At 72.0% G+C, this 15,444-nt stretch carries 14 protein-coding genes; 4 read left to right on the forward strand and 10 right to left on the reverse strand.

Going from position 1 to position 15,444, the window contains the following annotated elements; translation table 11 throughout:
• Positions 1-11: 11 nt before the first annotated feature.
• The 4 genes from JNL41_RS11785 to JNL41_RS11800 all read right to left on the reverse strand — a co-directional run bounded on the left by JNL41_RS11785 (position 12) and on the right by JNL41_RS11800 (position 3,129).
• Positions 12-944, reverse strand: a complete 933-nt coding sequence (locus JNL41_RS11785) for a glutaminase (protein WP_293475147.1) — start codon at positions 942-944, stop codon at positions 12-14.
• Positions 945-1,018: 74 nt separating this feature from the next.
• Entirely contained in the window at positions 1,019-2,233 is a 1,215-nt protein-coding gene (locus tag JNL41_RS11790) for a diaminopimelate decarboxylase (RefSeq protein WP_293475149.1), read from the reverse strand.
• Entirely contained in the window at positions 2,230-2,676 is a 447-nt protein-coding gene (locus JNL41_RS11795) for an SET domain-containing protein-lysine N-methyltransferase (RefSeq protein WP_293475151.1), read from the reverse strand. Before JNL41_RS11795 ends, JNL41_RS11790 begins: the two co-directional genes overlap by 4 nt.
• A gap of 48 nt (positions 2,677-2,724) precedes the next feature.
• Positions 2,725-3,129: an ATP-binding protein gene (locus JNL41_RS11800; RefSeq protein ID WP_293475153.1), complete on the reverse strand. Its 405-nt coding sequence runs from the start codon at positions 3,127-3,129 to the stop codon at positions 2,725-2,727.
• A gap of 90 nt (positions 3,130-3,219) precedes the next feature.
• Between JNL41_RS11800 and JNL41_RS11805 the strand changes: the two genes are divergently transcribed.
• Positions 3,220-3,552: an STAS domain-containing protein gene (locus JNL41_RS11805; RefSeq protein ID WP_293475155.1), complete on the forward strand. Its 333-nt coding sequence runs from the start codon at positions 3,220-3,222 to the stop codon at positions 3,550-3,552.
• Here JNL41_RS11805 and JNL41_RS11810 read toward each other — a convergent pair.
• The 4 genes from JNL41_RS11810 to JNL41_RS11825 are packed head-to-tail and all read right to left on the reverse strand — an operon-like array spanning position 3,529 to position 8,792.
• Positions 3,529-4,764, reverse strand: a complete 1,236-nt coding sequence (locus tag JNL41_RS11810; RefSeq protein ID WP_293475157.1) for a hypothetical protein — start codon at positions 4,762-4,764, stop codon at positions 3,529-3,531. The genes JNL41_RS11805 and JNL41_RS11810 overlap by 24 nt on opposite strands.
• Positions 4,761-5,150, reverse strand: a complete 390-nt coding sequence (locus JNL41_RS11815) for a hypothetical protein (RefSeq protein ID WP_293475159.1) — start codon at positions 5,148-5,150, stop codon at positions 4,761-4,763. Before JNL41_RS11815 ends, JNL41_RS11810 begins: the two co-directional genes overlap by 4 nt.
• Positions 5,147-6,172: a hypothetical protein gene (locus JNL41_RS11820; RefSeq protein WP_293475161.1), complete on the reverse strand. Its 1,026-nt coding sequence runs from the start codon at positions 6,170-6,172 to the stop codon at positions 5,147-5,149. Before JNL41_RS11820 ends, JNL41_RS11815 begins: the two co-directional genes overlap by 4 nt.
• On the reverse strand, positions 6,162-8,792 hold the full coding sequence (locus JNL41_RS11825; RefSeq protein WP_293475163.1) for a hypothetical protein: 2,631 nt from the start codon (positions 8,790-8,792) through the stop codon (positions 6,162-6,164). The genes JNL41_RS11820 and JNL41_RS11825 overlap by 11 nt, the downstream gene beginning before the upstream one ends.
• Before the next feature lie 123 nt (positions 8,793-8,915).
• Between JNL41_RS11825 and JNL41_RS11830 the strand changes: the two genes are divergently transcribed.
• Positions 8,916-10,547: a SpoIIE family protein phosphatase gene (locus JNL41_RS11830; protein ID WP_293475164.1), complete on the forward strand. Its 1,632-nt coding sequence runs from the start codon at positions 8,916-8,918 to the stop codon at positions 10,545-10,547.
• 46 nt (positions 10,548-10,593) lie between these two features.
• On the opposite strand, the gene JNL41_RS11835 is transcribed toward JNL41_RS11830, so the two are convergent.
• Together JNL41_RS11835 and JNL41_RS11840 are read right to left on the reverse strand one after the other, a co-directional pair.
• Entirely contained in the window at positions 10,594-11,178 is a 585-nt protein-coding gene (locus JNL41_RS11835; RefSeq protein ID WP_293475166.1) for an N-acetyltransferase, read from the reverse strand.
• Positions 11,175-11,960, reverse strand: a complete 786-nt coding sequence (locus JNL41_RS11840; RefSeq protein WP_293475168.1) for a hypothetical protein — start codon at positions 11,958-11,960, stop codon at positions 11,175-11,177. The genes JNL41_RS11835 and JNL41_RS11840 overlap by 4 nt, the downstream gene beginning before the upstream one ends.
• Positions 11,961-12,086: 126 nt before the next feature.
• Between JNL41_RS11840 and JNL41_RS11845 the strand changes: the two genes are divergently transcribed.
• Together JNL41_RS11845 and JNL41_RS11850 are read left to right on the forward strand one after the other, a co-directional pair.
• Positions 12,087-14,582, forward strand: coding sequence for a circularly permuted type 2 ATP-grasp protein (locus JNL41_RS11845; protein WP_293475170.1), 2,496 nt, complete (start codon positions 12,087-12,089; stop codon positions 14,580-14,582).
• The coding region (locus tag JNL41_RS11850; RefSeq protein ID WP_293475172.1) for a transglutaminase family protein at positions 14,579-15,444 on the forward strand (866 nt) is incomplete at its 3' end. The genes JNL41_RS11845 and JNL41_RS11850, both read left to right, overlap by 4 nt.

The raw sequence follows: 15,444 nt of genomic DNA on the forward strand, positions 1-15,444 counted from the left end.
GAGCCGAATGTCTAGTCGAAGACGTTCCAGTCCGTGCGCCGGACCAGCTTCTCCAGCGCCAGCGTCCCCACCTGGGAGTTGCCCACCTCGTTCAGGCCCGGCGACCAGACGGCGATGGCCGCCTTGCCCGGCACGATGGTCAGGATGCCCCCGCCGACGCCGCTCTTGCCGGGCAGCCCGACCTGGAAGGCGAACTCGCCCGAGGCGTCGTAGTGGCCGCAGGTCAGCATGATGGCGTTGATGCGCCGCACGTGCTCGGCCGAGGCGATGCGCTCGCCGGTGATCGGGTCGACGCCGGCATTGGCCAGGAACAACCCCGCCCGCGCGAGCTGGCGGCAGGTGATCCGGATGGCGCACTGGCTGAAGTAGGTGGCGAGCGAATTCTCCACCGAGGCGTGGATGTTGCCGAACCCCTTCATGAAGTTGGCGAGGCTGAAGTTGCGGAACCCGGTGGCCGCCTCCTGCTCGGCGACCTCGCGGTCGACGTCGATGGTGTCGTTGTCGGCGAGCCTGCGGAAGAAATCGCGGATCTCGGCGATGGCGACATCCGGCTGGCGCTGCGACAGCACCGCGTCGGTCACCACGATGGCGCCGGCGTTGATGAAGGGATTGCGCGGCACGCCCTTCTCGGCTTCGAGCTGGACGATGGAGTTGAACCGCGACCCCGACGGCTCGCGGCCCACGCGGCGCCACAGCGCATCGCCGTGCTTCTCGAGCGCCATGGTGAGCGTGAAGACCTTGGAGATGCTCTGGATCGAGAACGGCATCCAGGCGTCGCCCACCTCGGCCGCCTGCCCGTCGCAGGTGACGATCGCCATGCCGAAACGGCGCGGATCGACGCGCGCCAGCGGCGGGATGTAGTCGGCGACAGCGCCCTCGCCGCGGTGCGGCTCCACCTCGCGCGCCACCTCGGCGAGGATGCTCTGCAGATCCGGCTCGGCCATTCGCGGACGGTAAGCGCCGCCGCGGCGTCGGTCCACTGGACCCTGGTCGGGAAGCCGAAGGACCGTCGAAGGCTCTAGCCGAGCAGCCGTTCGGTCAGGTCGCCGCGCATGCAGTGGTTGGAACTCATCGAGGCGCCGTAGCCGCCGGTGTTCAGGAAGGCGATGCGGTCGCCGCCGGCCATCGGCGGCATGCGGTGACTGCGGGCCCAGACGTCCAGCGCCTCGTTGATGTTGCCCGACACGGTCACCGGCCGCCAGGCGCGTTCGTCGAACGTCGACGGGACGCAGGCGATCGGCTCGCAGGGGCGGTCGTAGTGCGCCGGCTCCGGATGCAGGTTGAAGCCGCCGTTCACCTGCACGAACTCCACGTCGCGCTTCACCTCCACGTCGGTCGCCTCCAGCACCAGGAGGCCGGCGTCCTTGACGATGTAGTCGCCCGGCTCGACCGCCAGCGTCACGTCGCGGCCGGCCAGCCGCCGCTTCAGCACCGCCGCCCAGCGCCCCAGGTCCAGCGGCGCGTCGGTCGCCGTCTGCGGCAGGCCCAGGCCGCCGCCGATGTTCACCGTCGTCGCGTCGGGCAGGTCGTCCAGGAACGACAGACCCTCGGCGATGGCGGCCTCCCAGCTCGCGAGCTGGGGGTCGAGCCAGCCGCAGCCGACGTGGAAGTGCAGCGTCCGGATCGTCAGCCCATGCGCCCGCGCCGCCTCCAGCGCCGCGCCCCACTGCTCGCGGTAGATGCCGAACTTGGTGACGTCCGCGCCCGCGTAGATCAGCCGCTCGCTGTAGCCGACCCCGCGGGCGGGGTTCACGCGCACGCCGATGGCGCGGCCCGGCGCGCGCTCGCCGATGCGGCGGATCATGCCGACGGTGTCGCAGTTGATGTGCAGGTCCGGCTGGGCGAGCAGCCGGTCGAGATCGCGGTCCGAGACGCCGGTGCCGGTGAAGCTGATGTCCCTCGCCGCGAACCCGCTGCCCAGCGCCCTGTCCATCTCGTTCGGCGAGCAGATGTCGAGGCCGCACTGCCCGCGCAGGCGCGCCAGCAGCGGCTCGAAGCGGTTGCACTTCATCGCGTAGTAGACCCGCCCCGTCCGGCCCGTCTGCGCCAGCGCCGCCTTCAGCCGCGCCAGGTTCGCCGCCACCCGCGCGGCGCTGTAGAGGAAGAGCGGCCCGCCCGCCTCGTCGTAGGCGCCCGCCACATCGCAGCCCGCCAGGTGCAGCCGGCCGTCCACGTAGCCGAGGTCGTCCCGCACCCACCACGGCGGCGCCGCCGCAGCGCGCGGCGCGCTCACGACAGGCCCTTGAGGTGGGCTTGCCCCTCGACGTTCGGAGGCTCCGCGCGGCCGGTGACCCAGCGGCGGCACTGCGGCGCGCCGCAGTGGCAGGCGAATTGCCTGAACAGCCGGTCCTCGGTGGCCGCGTAGTCGATGGTCAGCAGTTCGCCCGCCGGCATGTCCTTCAGCGCCACCAGTTGGAATGCGCGCATGTCGAGCCGGCAGTTCGGGGCGCACGCGTGGCTGAGATAGCCGATGAACTCGGTGTCGGCGATGTGGTTGGTCTCGTCGACCTGCAGGCTGTGCTGGCTGATCTCGGGACCGATCTCGCCGGTGAAGACGTGCAGCACCTCGCCCCGGCTGCGCGCGACGATCGTCTCGACGCCCAGGCCCCGCGCGTCGTCGGGCCGGCAAATCCGCAAGGTCTCCGCCGGCGACCGCGCCACCGCTTCGCTCCGCACCGTCGCCTCCGCCCAGGATGAAGGGTCAGCCTAGGGCCGGAAACACGACTAAAGTCCTACGGCCTTCGAAAGCCGCAGGTGGTTGCGGCCTGGCCGCCGCTCATAGGCCACGCCGTCCATCAGCTTCATGACCATGTGGATGCCGAGCCCGCCGACGTGGCGATGCTCGAGTTCCGCGCCGGTATCGGGCTCGGGCGCGCAGGTCGGATCGAAGGCCGGTCCGTCGTCGCCGACTTCGACGGTCACGCTTCCGTCGGCCACCCGCGCGGCCACTTCGACCGTCGTCGCGCCGCCGTGGCCGAAGGCGTTGGTCACCACCTCGTCGAGCGCCACGCTCACCGCCGCGATCGCCGCCGCCGGCACGCCGCGCGCCGACAGGCCGGACTCGATGTCGTCCAGCAGCGCCGGGAGGGCCTCGCGGCCGCCGAGCGTGCGGGAGATGTCCGGAAGCATGCCGGGCCCCTGATGACCGATTTCCGAGCTTAGCCGCGTGGAAAATTAGCTCAATCTCCCCGATAATCGCGCGACGGCTGGAGAGCGTTGATGCACATCGGTGAAGAAACCCGCGGCGGCACGCTGGTGATGGCGCCGTCCGGCCGCCTCGATTCGGGCTCGGCGGGCGTGCTCGAGGCCGTGCTGCCGGGCCGTGTGCAGACCCACGCCAAGGTCGTGCTCACCCTCGCCGAGGTGCCCTATGTCTCCTCCGCGGGCCTGCGCGTGCTGCTGATCGGGGCCAAGGCGGCGAAGGCCCAGGGACACCGGCTGGTGCTGACGGGCCTCTCGGAGTCGGTGCGCGAAGTGTTCGACATCTCGGGGTTCAGCACGATCTTCGCCATCGAGCCCGACCTCGACTCAGCTCTGGCCGCCCTCGCGTGAGGGCCTGAGCACCGCGACCATCCCCGTCGCCTCCAGAAGCGCGGCCAGGTCGTCCAGCACCGCTTCGGGCGCGAGGCCCGGCGTCTGCCGGGCATAGGCCGCCGCGCGGGCGTCGTTGTCGCCGTCCAGCAGGCCCAGGGTCTGCGGCGGCGGGCTCCCCGCGGTCCAGGCCGTCCAGGCGACGCGGTCGAGCCCGAACGCCGCGCGGCCCTGCTCCGCCCGCGCCGCCGGATCGCCGTCCAGCAGCGCCCGCTCGAAGAAGCCCCGCGCCGCCAGCGCCATCGCCAGCGCCTCCGCCGCCCCGTCGCCCGCGGCTTCGCCCAGCGCCAGCGCCGCGCGGTCCTCCACGACGCACAGCGCCGCGAACGCCCCCGCCGGCGCCGCCCCCAGCGCGCGGACCGCTACCCTCACGCCCGCCGCCGTCGCCACGACCGGCGGCAGGGCCTCGGCGCGATAGGCCGCCACCGCCACCGCCTCCGTCCGTCGACGGTCGTTCAGCGCCAGTTCGCGCGCGCTGCGCGACAGCCGCCCCGAGACGCTGGTCCGCATCAGCCGCACGGCGTTGGCGAGGTCCCGCGTCTCGCGGATCGACAGCGCCGCGGCCTCCGCCGCCGCGTCGTCCGACGCGATCAACGCGCTGTTGACCGCAAGCTCGCGGTCGATCCGCCCGGCGACCGACAGAGCCAGCGCCAGGCCCACGGCGCCCGCGCCCGCCACGACGCCGGCGATGATGCGCCGCAGCTTCGCGAGCCGGGCGTAGAGCGGCTCGGCGTCGATCTCGGCGATCACGTAGCGGCCCCGTTCGGCCGGGGCGACGGCGGTCGCGATGCGGCGGCCGTCGAGGGCGGTCCGCACCGGCAGCACGGTCGCCGCGGTCGGCATGCCGATCCGGCGCTTCGACACGTGCGGCGCACGCCCGGCGATGGCCGTCTCGGTCCCTTCCGGGTCCACGACGTACAGGCCCTCCAGCCCTTCGATGCTGGCGGCCGCTTCGGCGAGGGCGGCGGCCCGGCGCGGATCGGCCAGCGTCACGGCGAGGTCGTCGGAGCCGGCGGCGAAGGCCGCCGTCGTGACCGCGGCGGCGATCGCCTGTCCCTCCAGCCCGCGTCGCGCCTCGGTCTTCTCCCAGACGTAGAGCAGCGCGCCGTTGACCGCCGCGAGTGCGAGGAACAGCGGCACGACCAGCAGGAGGAAGGTGCGCCGCACGGTCATGCGCCGGCCTTCCCGGCCATGTCGCGCAGGCCGAGGACGAACTCCGGGCACTCGCGCGCGATCGTGAAGACGTGCGGCTTGGCGATCACGAGCGCCTCCAGGCCCTCCGGTCCGGCGACGTAGTCCCGGGCGGCGGCGAGGCCGAAGAGCAGGCCCGCGGCGTCGAACACCGGCGGGGCGGCGCCGGCGCCGGTTCGCGCGCCGCCCGAGAGCCGCGCCACCAGCACGTCGGCCACCTGTCCGGCCGGCAGGATCACCCCGCCTGCGGGGTAGCTGCGCAGCCGCGCGTGGTCCGCGATCAGCAGCAGTTCGGCGTCGTCCAGACGCGAGAACGGCTCCAGCGCCCGGAGCGCGAACAGCGTGCGGACGACCCCGGCGCCGATCATCGCGGGCCCGCCAGCATTTCGGTGTCGGCCGCCAGTTCAGGCCGCCCGGCGATCCGCCGCGCCAGCACCGCCCGCGCGCGGGCCTGCAACAGGGCTTCGACGCCGTCGCCGCCCTCCGCTGCGCCGAGCGCCTGGCGGATCGCCTCGACGCCGCGCGCCCGATCCTCGGCCAGGGTGCGCGCGCGGGCGGCCCGCATCGCGGCCACCAGCTCATCGGCGAGCCCGGCCAGCGCCGCGCGCAGCCGCACCACCTCGCGCGGCGCTCGGCGTTCCACCGGCGGGGCGCGGTCGCCGGTGGCGATGCGCAGCGCATCGGCCTTCAGCCCCTCGATCGGCTGCGCCACCCGGCGCAGGATCGCCAGGATCACCAGCGCGCTCGCCAGCAAGGACGCGAGGCCGATCATCGCGCTCGCCAGGACCGCGTTCTGGGTCGCCACCTGGATCACCGAGATGTTCACGTCGGCGCCCGCCGTCGCGGTGATCCGCCCCTCGGCCCCGCGCACCGGCGCGGCGGCGGTCTTCAGGAGGCCCCACTGCTCCTGGTACTGGATCGGCGAGGCATAGATCGCCCCGGTCGTCTGCGTGGCCTTCAGGCCGGCCAGGGTGTCGTCGGGTAGGTCGTCGGGCGAACCGATGGTCGAGTGCTCCTCGCCCTCGGTCGCGTCCAGCACGTAGAGCACGTCCCGCGGCCCGCCGATGGCCTGCGTGTAGAGGTAAGTCAGCCCCAGCTCGCGCCGGATGCGCCGCATCGGCTCGACGTTGCGCCGATAGCCCTCGCCGGCCTCGATGGCCGCCGCGTCGGCGTCGGGCCTCGCCATCGCCAGCAGGGCGTCGTGATCGACCGGGTCGATCAGGACGCCCGTGAGCGCGCTCACCGTCGCTAGCCTGCGCGAGAAGCCGTCGAGGATGGTGTCGTACAGTCGCACGTAGACCAGCGCGCCCAGCGCCACCGCCACGATCACGATGGCCGGGGTGAGGGTGCGCCAGAGCAGCGCCTGGATCGGGGTTCCGTCAGGCCGCATAGCTGCGTCCGTCGCGCGCCTTCAGCATCGCGAGCGCCAGGTCCGGGTAGCGCGAAGCGACCTCGTCGATATCGGCCCGCGAGAGCCACCACGACCCGCCGGCCACCGCTAGCTCGGTCGGCCGCCGGCCCTGCGCCGCGGGCGTCGCACGCCCGGCGAGCGCGGCCAGCGCGCCAAGCGTGGCGGGCTCGAAGTCCGGCTGCGCCGTCAGCGCGCCGACCAGGTCGACCAGTGTCGGCCCCGCCGGCGCCAGGCCCAGGAGAATCGAGATGCTGCGGCGCAGAGCCGGCGCCATGTCCGGGCCGAGCGCCGGACGAAGCCGCGCGGCCAGCGCTTCGGGCGGCAGCAGGCGGGTCATGGCCTGCGCCGCTGCGGCGGCCTCGAAGGTCCGGCCGCTCGCCACGGCCTCGTCGCAGACCTGCAACAGGTCGATCGCCGGGGCCTGCCCCGGATCCCGCCGCGCCACCAGCGGCTCCAGCCGCCGCCAGGTCGCGTGGTCGACGCCGCTCGCGATGGCCTCGATGGCATTGCCGCGCACCTTCGGGTTGGCCGAGTGCAGCGAAACGATCAGGAGGTCGAAGTCGGGAAGCTGACCGCCCAGCGCCAGCAGCTCCAGCACGAGGTCGACCGACGATCCGATGCGCTCGCGGCAGGCCCGGGCGAGGAGCCGCGCGGCGGCGTCGGTCCCGGCGCCGGCCTCGAGCGCCTGGGCGGACTCCAGCCTGCGCGCCGTCGCCGCCAGTTCCTCGCGCACCAGCCGGTCGAGCTGCGACAGGAACTGCGCCTGGCTGAGCGCCGAGAGCGCCCGCGCCGCCAGGGCCCGCGCCCGATAGGGCAGTTCGTCGGAACCCAGCGCCTGCGCCAGCCGCGGGATCGCCGCCTCACCCAATCCGGCCAGCAGGTCCTCGGTGATCCTGATTTCCCGCGGGCTGAGCTCCGCCGCCGCCGGCAGGATCTGCGGGATCGCCTCGACGTCGCCGATCGCGGCCAGCAGCTTCAGGATCGTCTCGCGGCTGGCCCGGTCCATCCGCGGCAGGTGGGCGACCAGCGGCGCCACCAGGTGGATGTCGCCGCGGCCCGCGACGCTGGCGAGCGAACTCACCGCGTAGCGGCGGACCGACGGCGAGGGATCGCCGAGCTTCACGGCGAACATGTCGGTCGCGGCCGAGATTTCGGAGTCGATCTGCGCCGGCGCCTGCGAGGTGAGGGTGCGGCTCTGCAACAGGCCCCGCGCCGCGGCCGCCGCGCCCGAGTCCGGCTCGCGGGTCTTGGCCTCCAGCAGGGCCACGGCGGCCTCGTCGAACCGCGGCGTGCGCGCCGCCGGGTCGCCGAAGTGGAGCCAGCCGCGGCGCATGTTGGCCTCCATGGCGGCCGGATAGACGTGGCGCAACGCCACCACGACGCCGATCAGCGCCGCACCGAGCAGCACGCCCACGCCCGCGAGTTCGCGCGCGTCGAGCGCCTTGGCGGCCAGCAGCAGGAAGCCGCCCGCGACCAGGCTGGCCAGCGGCTCGGCCAGCCCCTCGACCATCGTGCGGAACGGCCGCTTCGCTGCCGACGGCGTCGCGTTGAACAGCAGGTTCTGGTTGTTGTATTCGATCGAGGTCAGCACGCCGTGATAGGCGAAGAAGGCCGCCAGCGCCGCGACCTCGCCCCCCGCCAGGAAGAAGTAGGCGAAGACCGCGAAGTAGGTCGCCGGCAGGATCAGCGCGACGTTCCTCACCCCCGCCCGCCCCACCAGCCGGTTGAAGACGAAGAGGCAGACGATCAGGTTGAAGACGCTGGTCGCCGCATAGAGCCCGCCGAACAGGCTGGCGAGTTCGGCTTCGCTCCGCCCCTTCTGCAGCACCGACGAATACTGGAACTCGATGAGGTTGGTGAGCAGCAGCGTCACGAACAGCGTCGCCGTCAGCATCAGGGCGTAGGGCGAGCCCCGGAACGTCCGCAAGACCAGGAGCAGTTGCTGGGCCACGCTGCGGCTCTCGGCGTCGAGGTCGGCGTCGCTGTCGGCGATCCGGACGAACCGACGGCGCAGCATGATCGCCACCGGCGCCGTCAGGCCCGCGATCGCCGCCCAGGCCGCCAGGAACCCCGGCAGCGATACGACGCCCGCCAGCCCGGAGACGATCAGCGATCCGAGGGTGACGCCCAGGGCGCAGAAGGCGGCGAACAGCGGGAACAGCCGCTTGGCGTCCTGGATGTCGAAGAACGCGTCCGTGAAGTTCCAGAACAGAGTGTAGAGTCCAATGTACCACATCGCGAGGTACAGTTTCAGCGCGTAGTAGATCGCGACCTGCTCGCGCGGCCCCGTCTCCAGCAGCCAGGCGAAGGCGAGTCCGCCCGCCGCCAGCAGGACCAGCGTCACGTCCACCACCCGGTCGAACGGGAAGCGCACCTGGAGGAACGAGAAGAGCGCGGTGTAGACGACCATCACGACCGGCGTGAGCAGGAAGATCACCGGCAGCTTCGCCGGCCCAACATGCGTCAGGAACGCCGCGTCGCCGGCCGCGAAGCCGATACCCAGCCCGGTCTGCAGCATCAGCCCGAACAGGCCGAACCGGAGGAGCTTGCCCCACTCCCCGCGCTCGACCCGGAAGAGGCGGTTCAGCACCTCGGCCACGCGTTGTCCATCCCCCTGGTCTGATCCCCCTGGCCGCGAATCGCCTCAACTGGCGCGGGAGCAACGCTTCCTTATAGACTAGCTTCCTATCCCCCAGGGGGAGAGGGCGGGCGGCTGATCGGAATGGTCGACGAGAGCGCAGAGGTCGAGCGCCGGCGCCTGCGCTTCGGACTGAAGGCGCAGCTCCTGCTGCTGCTGTTCGTGCTCAACCTGGTGGCCGCGTCGGTCTACTCGGCCGTGCTCTTCAACATCGACAGGGCCGCCATCCTCGACGGCATCGACGGGCGACTGCGCACCGCGGTCCTGGCCGTGAAGGAGATGGCCGACGACGGCTATCACGCCCGCATCACCGGTCCCGACTCGATCCCCTGGCAGGAATACGACCGGCTGCAATACCGGCTCTCGCGCTTCGCCGAGGGGGCCGACCTCGCCTACGTCTACACCTACATGAAGTTCGGCGATCAGATTCGGACCGTGTCGACCAGCGCCACGCGCGACGAGATCCAGAACCGTAAGCAGGTGAAGTTCTTCACCCTCTACGACACCGCCCCCAAGCCGCTCTACGCCAGCTTCGCCGACGGCAAGGTCCGCTTCGACGAGTACCGCGACAGCTTCGGCCGCTTCCGTTCGATCTACCTGCCGGTCCGCGGCGTCGACGACCGGACCTACGTGGTCGGCGCCGACATCGACCTGGCCTTCGTGCGCGAACAGACCACGAAGGCGCTGGAGACCTCGATCCTGATCGGGGCGGGCATGTTCGCGCTTTCCATGGCGCTGGGCTGGCTCCTGGTCGACCGCATCGTCCAGCCGCTGGCGCGGCTCACCCTCTTCACCCGCAACATGGGGCAGCGGAACTTCCAGCCCGACGAGAGCGAAGCCGCGGCCATGCAGCGGATCGGCACGACCCGCTCGGACGAGGTCGGTAGCCTGGCCGAGGCCATGACCGCCATGATCTCGCGGCTCCAGCGCTACCTGGTCGAGATGGAGCAGGCGACCGCGGCGCGCGAGCGGGTCGAGGGCGAACTCTCGGCGGCGCGCGACATCCAGGTGGGCATGCTGCCCCGCCGCTTCCCGCCGTTCCCGGCCCGGCGCGACATCGACATCTACGCCCTGCTGGAATCGGCCAAACAGGTGGGCGGCGACCTCTACGACTACGTGCTGGTCGACGAGCACCGCCTGTTCTTCGTGGTGGGCGACGTCTCGGGCAAGGGCGTGCCGGCGGCGCTCTTCATGGCCATGACCACCACGCTGTTCAAAGCCACGGCGCTGAGCGCGGCGACCATCGGCGACGTGATGACCCGCGTGAACGTGGAGCTGTCCCGCGACAACGCCGCCCAGATGTTCGTGACCGCCTTCGCCGGCGTCCTCGACCTGCGCACCGGCCGCGTCGACTACGCCGATGGGGGCCACGAGCCGCCCTTCCTGCGCCGCGCCGGCGGCGCGATCACCCGGCTGCCGAAGGCCAGGGGCCTGGCGCTGGGCGTGGTCGAGGAGGCGGAGTTCGAAACCGCGAGCTGCCAGCTCGGCGCCGGCGACGCGCTGATCCTCTTCACCGACGGCGTCTCGGAGGCCACCAACGCCGCCGAGGACCTCTACACCATCGCCCGCATCGAGGCCGCGCTCTCCACCGCCCGCCCGGACTCCAGCGCCCGCGGTATCGCCGAGGGCCTGGCCGAAGACGTCCGCGTCTTCGTGGGCGAGGCGCCGCAGGCCGACGACGTGGCCATCCTGGTGGTGCGGTACGAAGGCGCGTAGGCCATTCGGCTTGCCGGCCCCGGACCCGACCCGAGCGCCGAAGGGGCTAGCGCGGCCGGCGGATCATCGGATGGAGGCCCGGGAAGTCGCCCGGCTGGACGAAACCCATCACCTCGAAGCCGAAGCGTTCGTAGAGCGGCACGTTCCTGGGGTTCGAACTCTCCAGGTAGGCGGTGGCGCCCGCTTCGTCGATGCGCCGGAGCGACTCCTTCAGCACCGCCGAGCCCCAGCCACGGCCCTGTTGCGCAGGGTCGACGCCGATCATCGCCAGATACCAATGCGGCTCGGCCGGGTGGTACTGCTCCATGGCGTCGCCCACCTCGCCCAGGGTGGGCAGCTTCTCCTCGCGCGCCATCTCGCCGACCACCCCGAGCATGGAGTCTCGGTCCGGGCCGACTCCGGGGGGCAGCCACAACGCCGCCGCCGCGCCATCCTCGGCAAGCCAGGCGGAGCCCAGGTCCACCGCCGCGCCGCCCATGCCGCCCGCGAACCGGTGGAACCCGCGCAGGAGCTTGTCCGGCGTGTCGAGCACGAAACGCAGGCACGGGTCGCCGGCGAAGGCGAGCATCAGGGTGTCGAGGACGGCCGCCTTGTCGTCCGTCGCCGCCAGTCGGATCTTGTGTCGGTTCATCCCAGCCTCACCGGCGGCCGTTCGCGGCCGTGCACTTTCTTCAGATACAAGCGCATGTCCTCGATGGTCGCGGCAAGCTCGCCGGCGCCGGCCGGCTCGGAGGCCGTGGCCTTCGCCAGCACCGGATCCTGCTCGACCTCCCAGGGCAGGAACCGCATCGCGCCGCCGGCCTCGAGCATCCAGACGATGGGGTAGGAGCGGCCGAACATGACCCCCTTCAGCGCCTCGCGGCCCATCAGGTAGAAAGCGGCCGTCGCGGCGTTCTCCGCGCCCAGCACCGCCTCCAGCACGTCGAGCGAGACCACCATCACGCCCGGCCGCGCGAACTTGGCGATCCGGAAGCCCAGGTCGATGTCGGGCCCGATGAAGTCGACATGCTCGCCCGAGCCGCTCGACAGTTCCGGGATCTCGATCTCGATGTTCTGGTCGTCGAATTCCGCCAGCCAGGCCGTGCCCTTGAGCCTGAGCGGCAACTGCTGGAAGTGCCGCTCCTCGTAGAGCGCCATGGTCTTCAGGACGGACGTCAGGATCGTCGTCAGCTCCTCGGCCCCGCCCGGCTCGCAGACGAACACCACCTCGTCGCCCATCACCTTCCAGACCGAGATGGCCGGCGTCGCGTCGTCCTCCAGGAAGGCGTGGCCGATCTGGCCCGCGACCATCAGCGGGAAGCTCGTGAAGAAGGCCTTGAAGATGCCCAGCCACGCCTCGGCGCCCTGGCCGGTGAAGCGCGCCTTGAACTCGGTCGAGCCCACCATGTCGACGGACAGGAACAGCCGCGCCATCGTCCACCCCGCAACCCGCTTGCCGACGCGCAATTGAGCAGGCGTCGCGCCCGACGCCAAGGCGGGATGACTTCCCGGAACCTATGGTACGGTCGCCGCGGGGATGGGGAGCCGGGGCGCGAATCGGTGGCGGACGACAACTCCACGGCAGGGACGCGGCGCGGCGCCGACCAGCTCAGGAGCTGGCTCGACGGCTATCGCACCCTGCCCGGCGTGCCCGACGAGCTGATGGGCCTGGGCGGCCGGCCCGCCGAGCACTGGATGGGTTTCCTGCGCGAGATCGCCGGTGCGGCGTCCGACGACCGCTTCGACATGGCCGCGCGCCATATCCGCGACTCCGGCGCCTCGTACCGCATCTACGGCGAGGAGGCCGAGCGCAGTTGGCCGCTCGACCCGCTGCCGTTGATCCTCAGCCAGGGCGAGTGGGACGAGATCTCCGCGGGCGTGATCCAGCGCGCCGAGCTGATGGAAGCGATCCTGCGCGACGTCTACGGCGAGGGCCGGCTGGTAAGCGAGGGCGCCCTGCCCGCCGCCGCCGTGACCGGCAGCCCCGACTTCCTGCGCGCGATGCGCGGCGTGAAGCCGCCCGCCGGCCGCTACCTGCAGATCTACGCCGCCGACCTGGGCCGTGGTCCCGACGGCCGCTGGTGGGTCCTGGAGGACAAGGCCCAGGCCCCGTCCGGCGCGGGCTATGCGCTGGAGAACCGCCTCGTCGTCAGCCGGGCCTATCCGAACCTCTACACCAGCCTGAACGTCCACCGGCTGGCGCCCTTCTTCGACGCCCTGCGCCGCGGCCTCGCCGCCAGCGCAGAGCGCGACGAGCCGCGCATCTGCCTCCTGAGCCCCGGCCCGTTCAGCCAGACCTACTTCGAACAGGCCCACCTCGCCCGCTATCTCGGCTTCCTGCTGGTCGAGGGCGACGACCTCGTGGCCCGCGACGGCAAGGTCTGGGTGCGCACCATCGCCGGCCTGAAGCGCGCCGACGTCATCCTGCGCCGCGTCGACAGCGACTTCCTCGATCCGCTGGAGCTGAACGCCACTTCGCACCTGGGCGTGCCCGGGATGCTGGAGGCCATCCGCTCGGGCGGGGTGACGGTGCTCAACATGCCCGGCGCAGGCGTCGTCGAGTCGCGGGCCCTGATGGGCTTCTCGGCCCCGCTCTGCCGCCGGCTGCTGGGCCAGGACCTGAAGCTGCCCAACATCGCCACCTGGTGGTGCGGCCAGCCGCGCGAGCAGGCGCTGGTCGAAGCCGAACTCGAGCACATGGCGATCGCTCCGGCGTTCCCGGGCCCCGCGGGGCCGCTCACCGGCCCGCGCCTGTTCAGCGACCTTTCGCCCGAGCGGAAGAGCGAACTGCGGGCGCGCCTGGCCGACCGGCCCGGCGACTTCGTCGGCCAGGAGGTGGCGCAGCTCTCGACCATGCCGGTGCTGCGGAACGGGCGGCTGGAGCCGACGCCGTTCGTGCTGCGGGTGTTCTGCGCCGCCACGCCGGAAGGGCTGCGCGTGATGCCGGGCGGCTTCTGCCGCACGTCCGACGGCGCCGACGTCCGCGCCGTCTTCATGGGCGAAGGCGCACGCACCACCGACGTCTGGATCGTCGACGACAAGCCCGTCGAACGCATGACGCTGATCCAGGCCGGCGAGGACGTGAAGGTGCGCCGCATCCTGGGCCACCTGCCCAGCCGCGCCGCCGACAACCTGTTCTGGCTGGGCCGCTACCTGGAGCGCACCGAGGCCACGGCGCGGATGGTCCGCGCCCTCTGCTCCAGCGTGATGGACTCGGAATCCTCGCTGCACGGCCGGGGGCAGACCTTCGAGGCGCTGCGCGAGATCCTGGTCGACTGGGGCGCGCTGAAGGGCGACGGCGGCCTGGCGGCCGACGCGGCGAAGAACAGCCTGCAGGACGCTTCGGCCTGGGGTTCGGTGATCAACCTCGTCCGCTCGGCCAAGCGCACCGCGTCCGGCATGCGCGAACGCCTCAGCGCCGACTTCTGGGGCCTGCTCGTCGACCTCGAGGCCGACCTGGCGGGCGGCGCGGGCTCCATCCACAACGAGGCCGAGGCCCTTGAGCAGGTCGAGAACGCGCTGCGCCACCTCGCCGGCCTCTCGGGCCTCGCCCAGGAGAACATGAACCGGGTCGCCGGCTGGCGCTTCCTCGACATGGGCCGGCGCATCGAGCGCGGCGCCAACACCTGCCAGTTCGTCCGCACCCTGGCCCACGACGAGGCCTCGATCGACGACCTCGACCTGCTGCTCGACCTCAACGACAGCCAGATCACCTACCGCGCCCGCTACATCATCGGCCTCGCGCTGAACCCGGTGCGCGACCTCGTCATGCTCGACCCGTTCAACACCCGCTCGGTGGCGTTCCAGGTCCAGGCGCTGAAGGAACACATCGCCGTCCTGCCGACCCTGCAGGAGGACGGCATCGCCGAGGCCCCGTCGCGCATCCTGCTGCCGCTGGCCGCCGAACTGGAGACCGAAGACGCCTCGGCGCTCTTCGCCGACAATGTGACGCGCTACGAGGAGACGCTGTTCAGCCTCGCCAACGCCATCGCCGACCGGTTCTTCCTGCAGGGCGCCAACGCCGTGCCGACGGTCAAGCTGGTCGGGCTGGCATGAACTACAAGCTGCGCCACCGCACGACTTACAGCTACGACGACGACGTCAGCTTCGCCCGCTGCGTGCTGCGGCTGACGCCGCGCTCGTCGCCGACCCAGACGGTGCTGGAGAGCGAGGTGACCGTCACGCCCACGCCGTCGGCCGAACTCGACCGCATCGGACCCTTCGGGGCGCGTATCCTCACCGTCACCGTCGACAAGCCGCACAAGGCCCTGGTGATCGAGGCGAACTCGCGGATCGACGTCCACGTACCGCCGTCGGGCGATCCGCAGCAGAGCCCTCCGTGGGAGCAGATCCGCGGCGCCGCGCTCGCGGCCTCCGACCTCAGCCCGGACAGTCCCGCCGCCTATCTCTTCCCGACGCAGCGGACGCCGATCGTCCCCGAGATCACCGAGTACGCGCGGACGAGCTTCCCGCGCCACCGTCCCATCGTCGCGGCGATCGACGAGCTGAACCGGCGCATCCACGGCGAATTCCGCTACGACCCCGGCGCGACCGAGGTCTCGACGCCCGTCGTCCAGGCCTTCGCCGCCCGCCACGGCGTCTGCCAGGACTTCGCCCAGATCATGATCTGCGGCCTGCGCGGCCTCGGCCTTCCGGCGGCCTACGTCTCGGGCTACCTGCGCACCATCCCGCCGCCCGGGCAGCCGCGTCTGGAAGGCGCCGACGCCACCCACGCCTGGGTCTCGGTCTGGTGCGGCGACGCGCTGGGCTGGGTCGGCGTCGATCCCACCAACGCCATCCTGGCCGGCAACGACCACCTGGTCCTGGCCGTGGGCCGCGACTACGCCGACGTCGCCCCCATCGACGGCGTCATTCTCGCCTCCGGCGCCCAGACCCTGAAGGTCGAGGTCGACGTGAT

Origin of the sequence: Phenylobacterium sp. (genome assembly GCF_016793285.1) — a bacterium.
In the GTDB taxonomy this organism is placed as follows: domain Bacteria; phylum Pseudomonadota; class Alphaproteobacteria; order Caulobacterales; family Caulobacteraceae; genus Phenylobacterium.

Coding starts and splice junctions, on each gene's coding strand:
- JNL41_RS11820 (WP_293475161.1), bottom strand. CDS start 6,172: ATGCGGCCTGACGGAACCCCGATCCAGGCGCTGCTCTGGCGCACCCTC.
- JNL41_RS11800 (WP_293475153.1), bottom strand. CDS start 3,129: ATGCTTCCGGACATCTCCCGCACGCTCGGCGGCCGCGAGGCCCTCCCG.
- JNL41_RS11830 (WP_293475164.1), top strand. CDS start 8,916: ATGGTCGACGAGAGCGCAGAGGTCGAGCGCCGGCGCCTGCGCTTCGGA.
- JNL41_RS11785 (WP_293475147.1), bottom strand. CDS start 944: ATGGCCGAGCCGGATCTGCAGAGCATCCTCGCCGAGGTGGCGCGCGAG.
- JNL41_RS11815 (WP_293475159.1), bottom strand. CDS start 5,150: ATGATCGGCGCCGGGGTCGTCCGCACGCTGTTCGCGCTCCGGGCGCTG.
- JNL41_RS11835 (WP_293475166.1), bottom strand. CDS start 11,178: ATGAACCGACACAAGATCCGACTGGCGGCGACGGACGACAAGGCGGCC.
- JNL41_RS11840 (WP_293475168.1), bottom strand. CDS start 11,960: ATGGCGCGGCTGTTCCTGTCCGTCGACATGGTGGGCTCGACCGAGTTC.
- JNL41_RS11805 (WP_293475155.1), top strand. CDS start 3,220: ATGCACATCGGTGAAGAAACCCGCGGCGGCACGCTGGTGATGGCGCCG.
- JNL41_RS11810 (WP_293475157.1), bottom strand. CDS start 4,764: ATGACCGTGCGGCGCACCTTCCTCCTGCTGGTCGTGCCGCTGTTCCTC.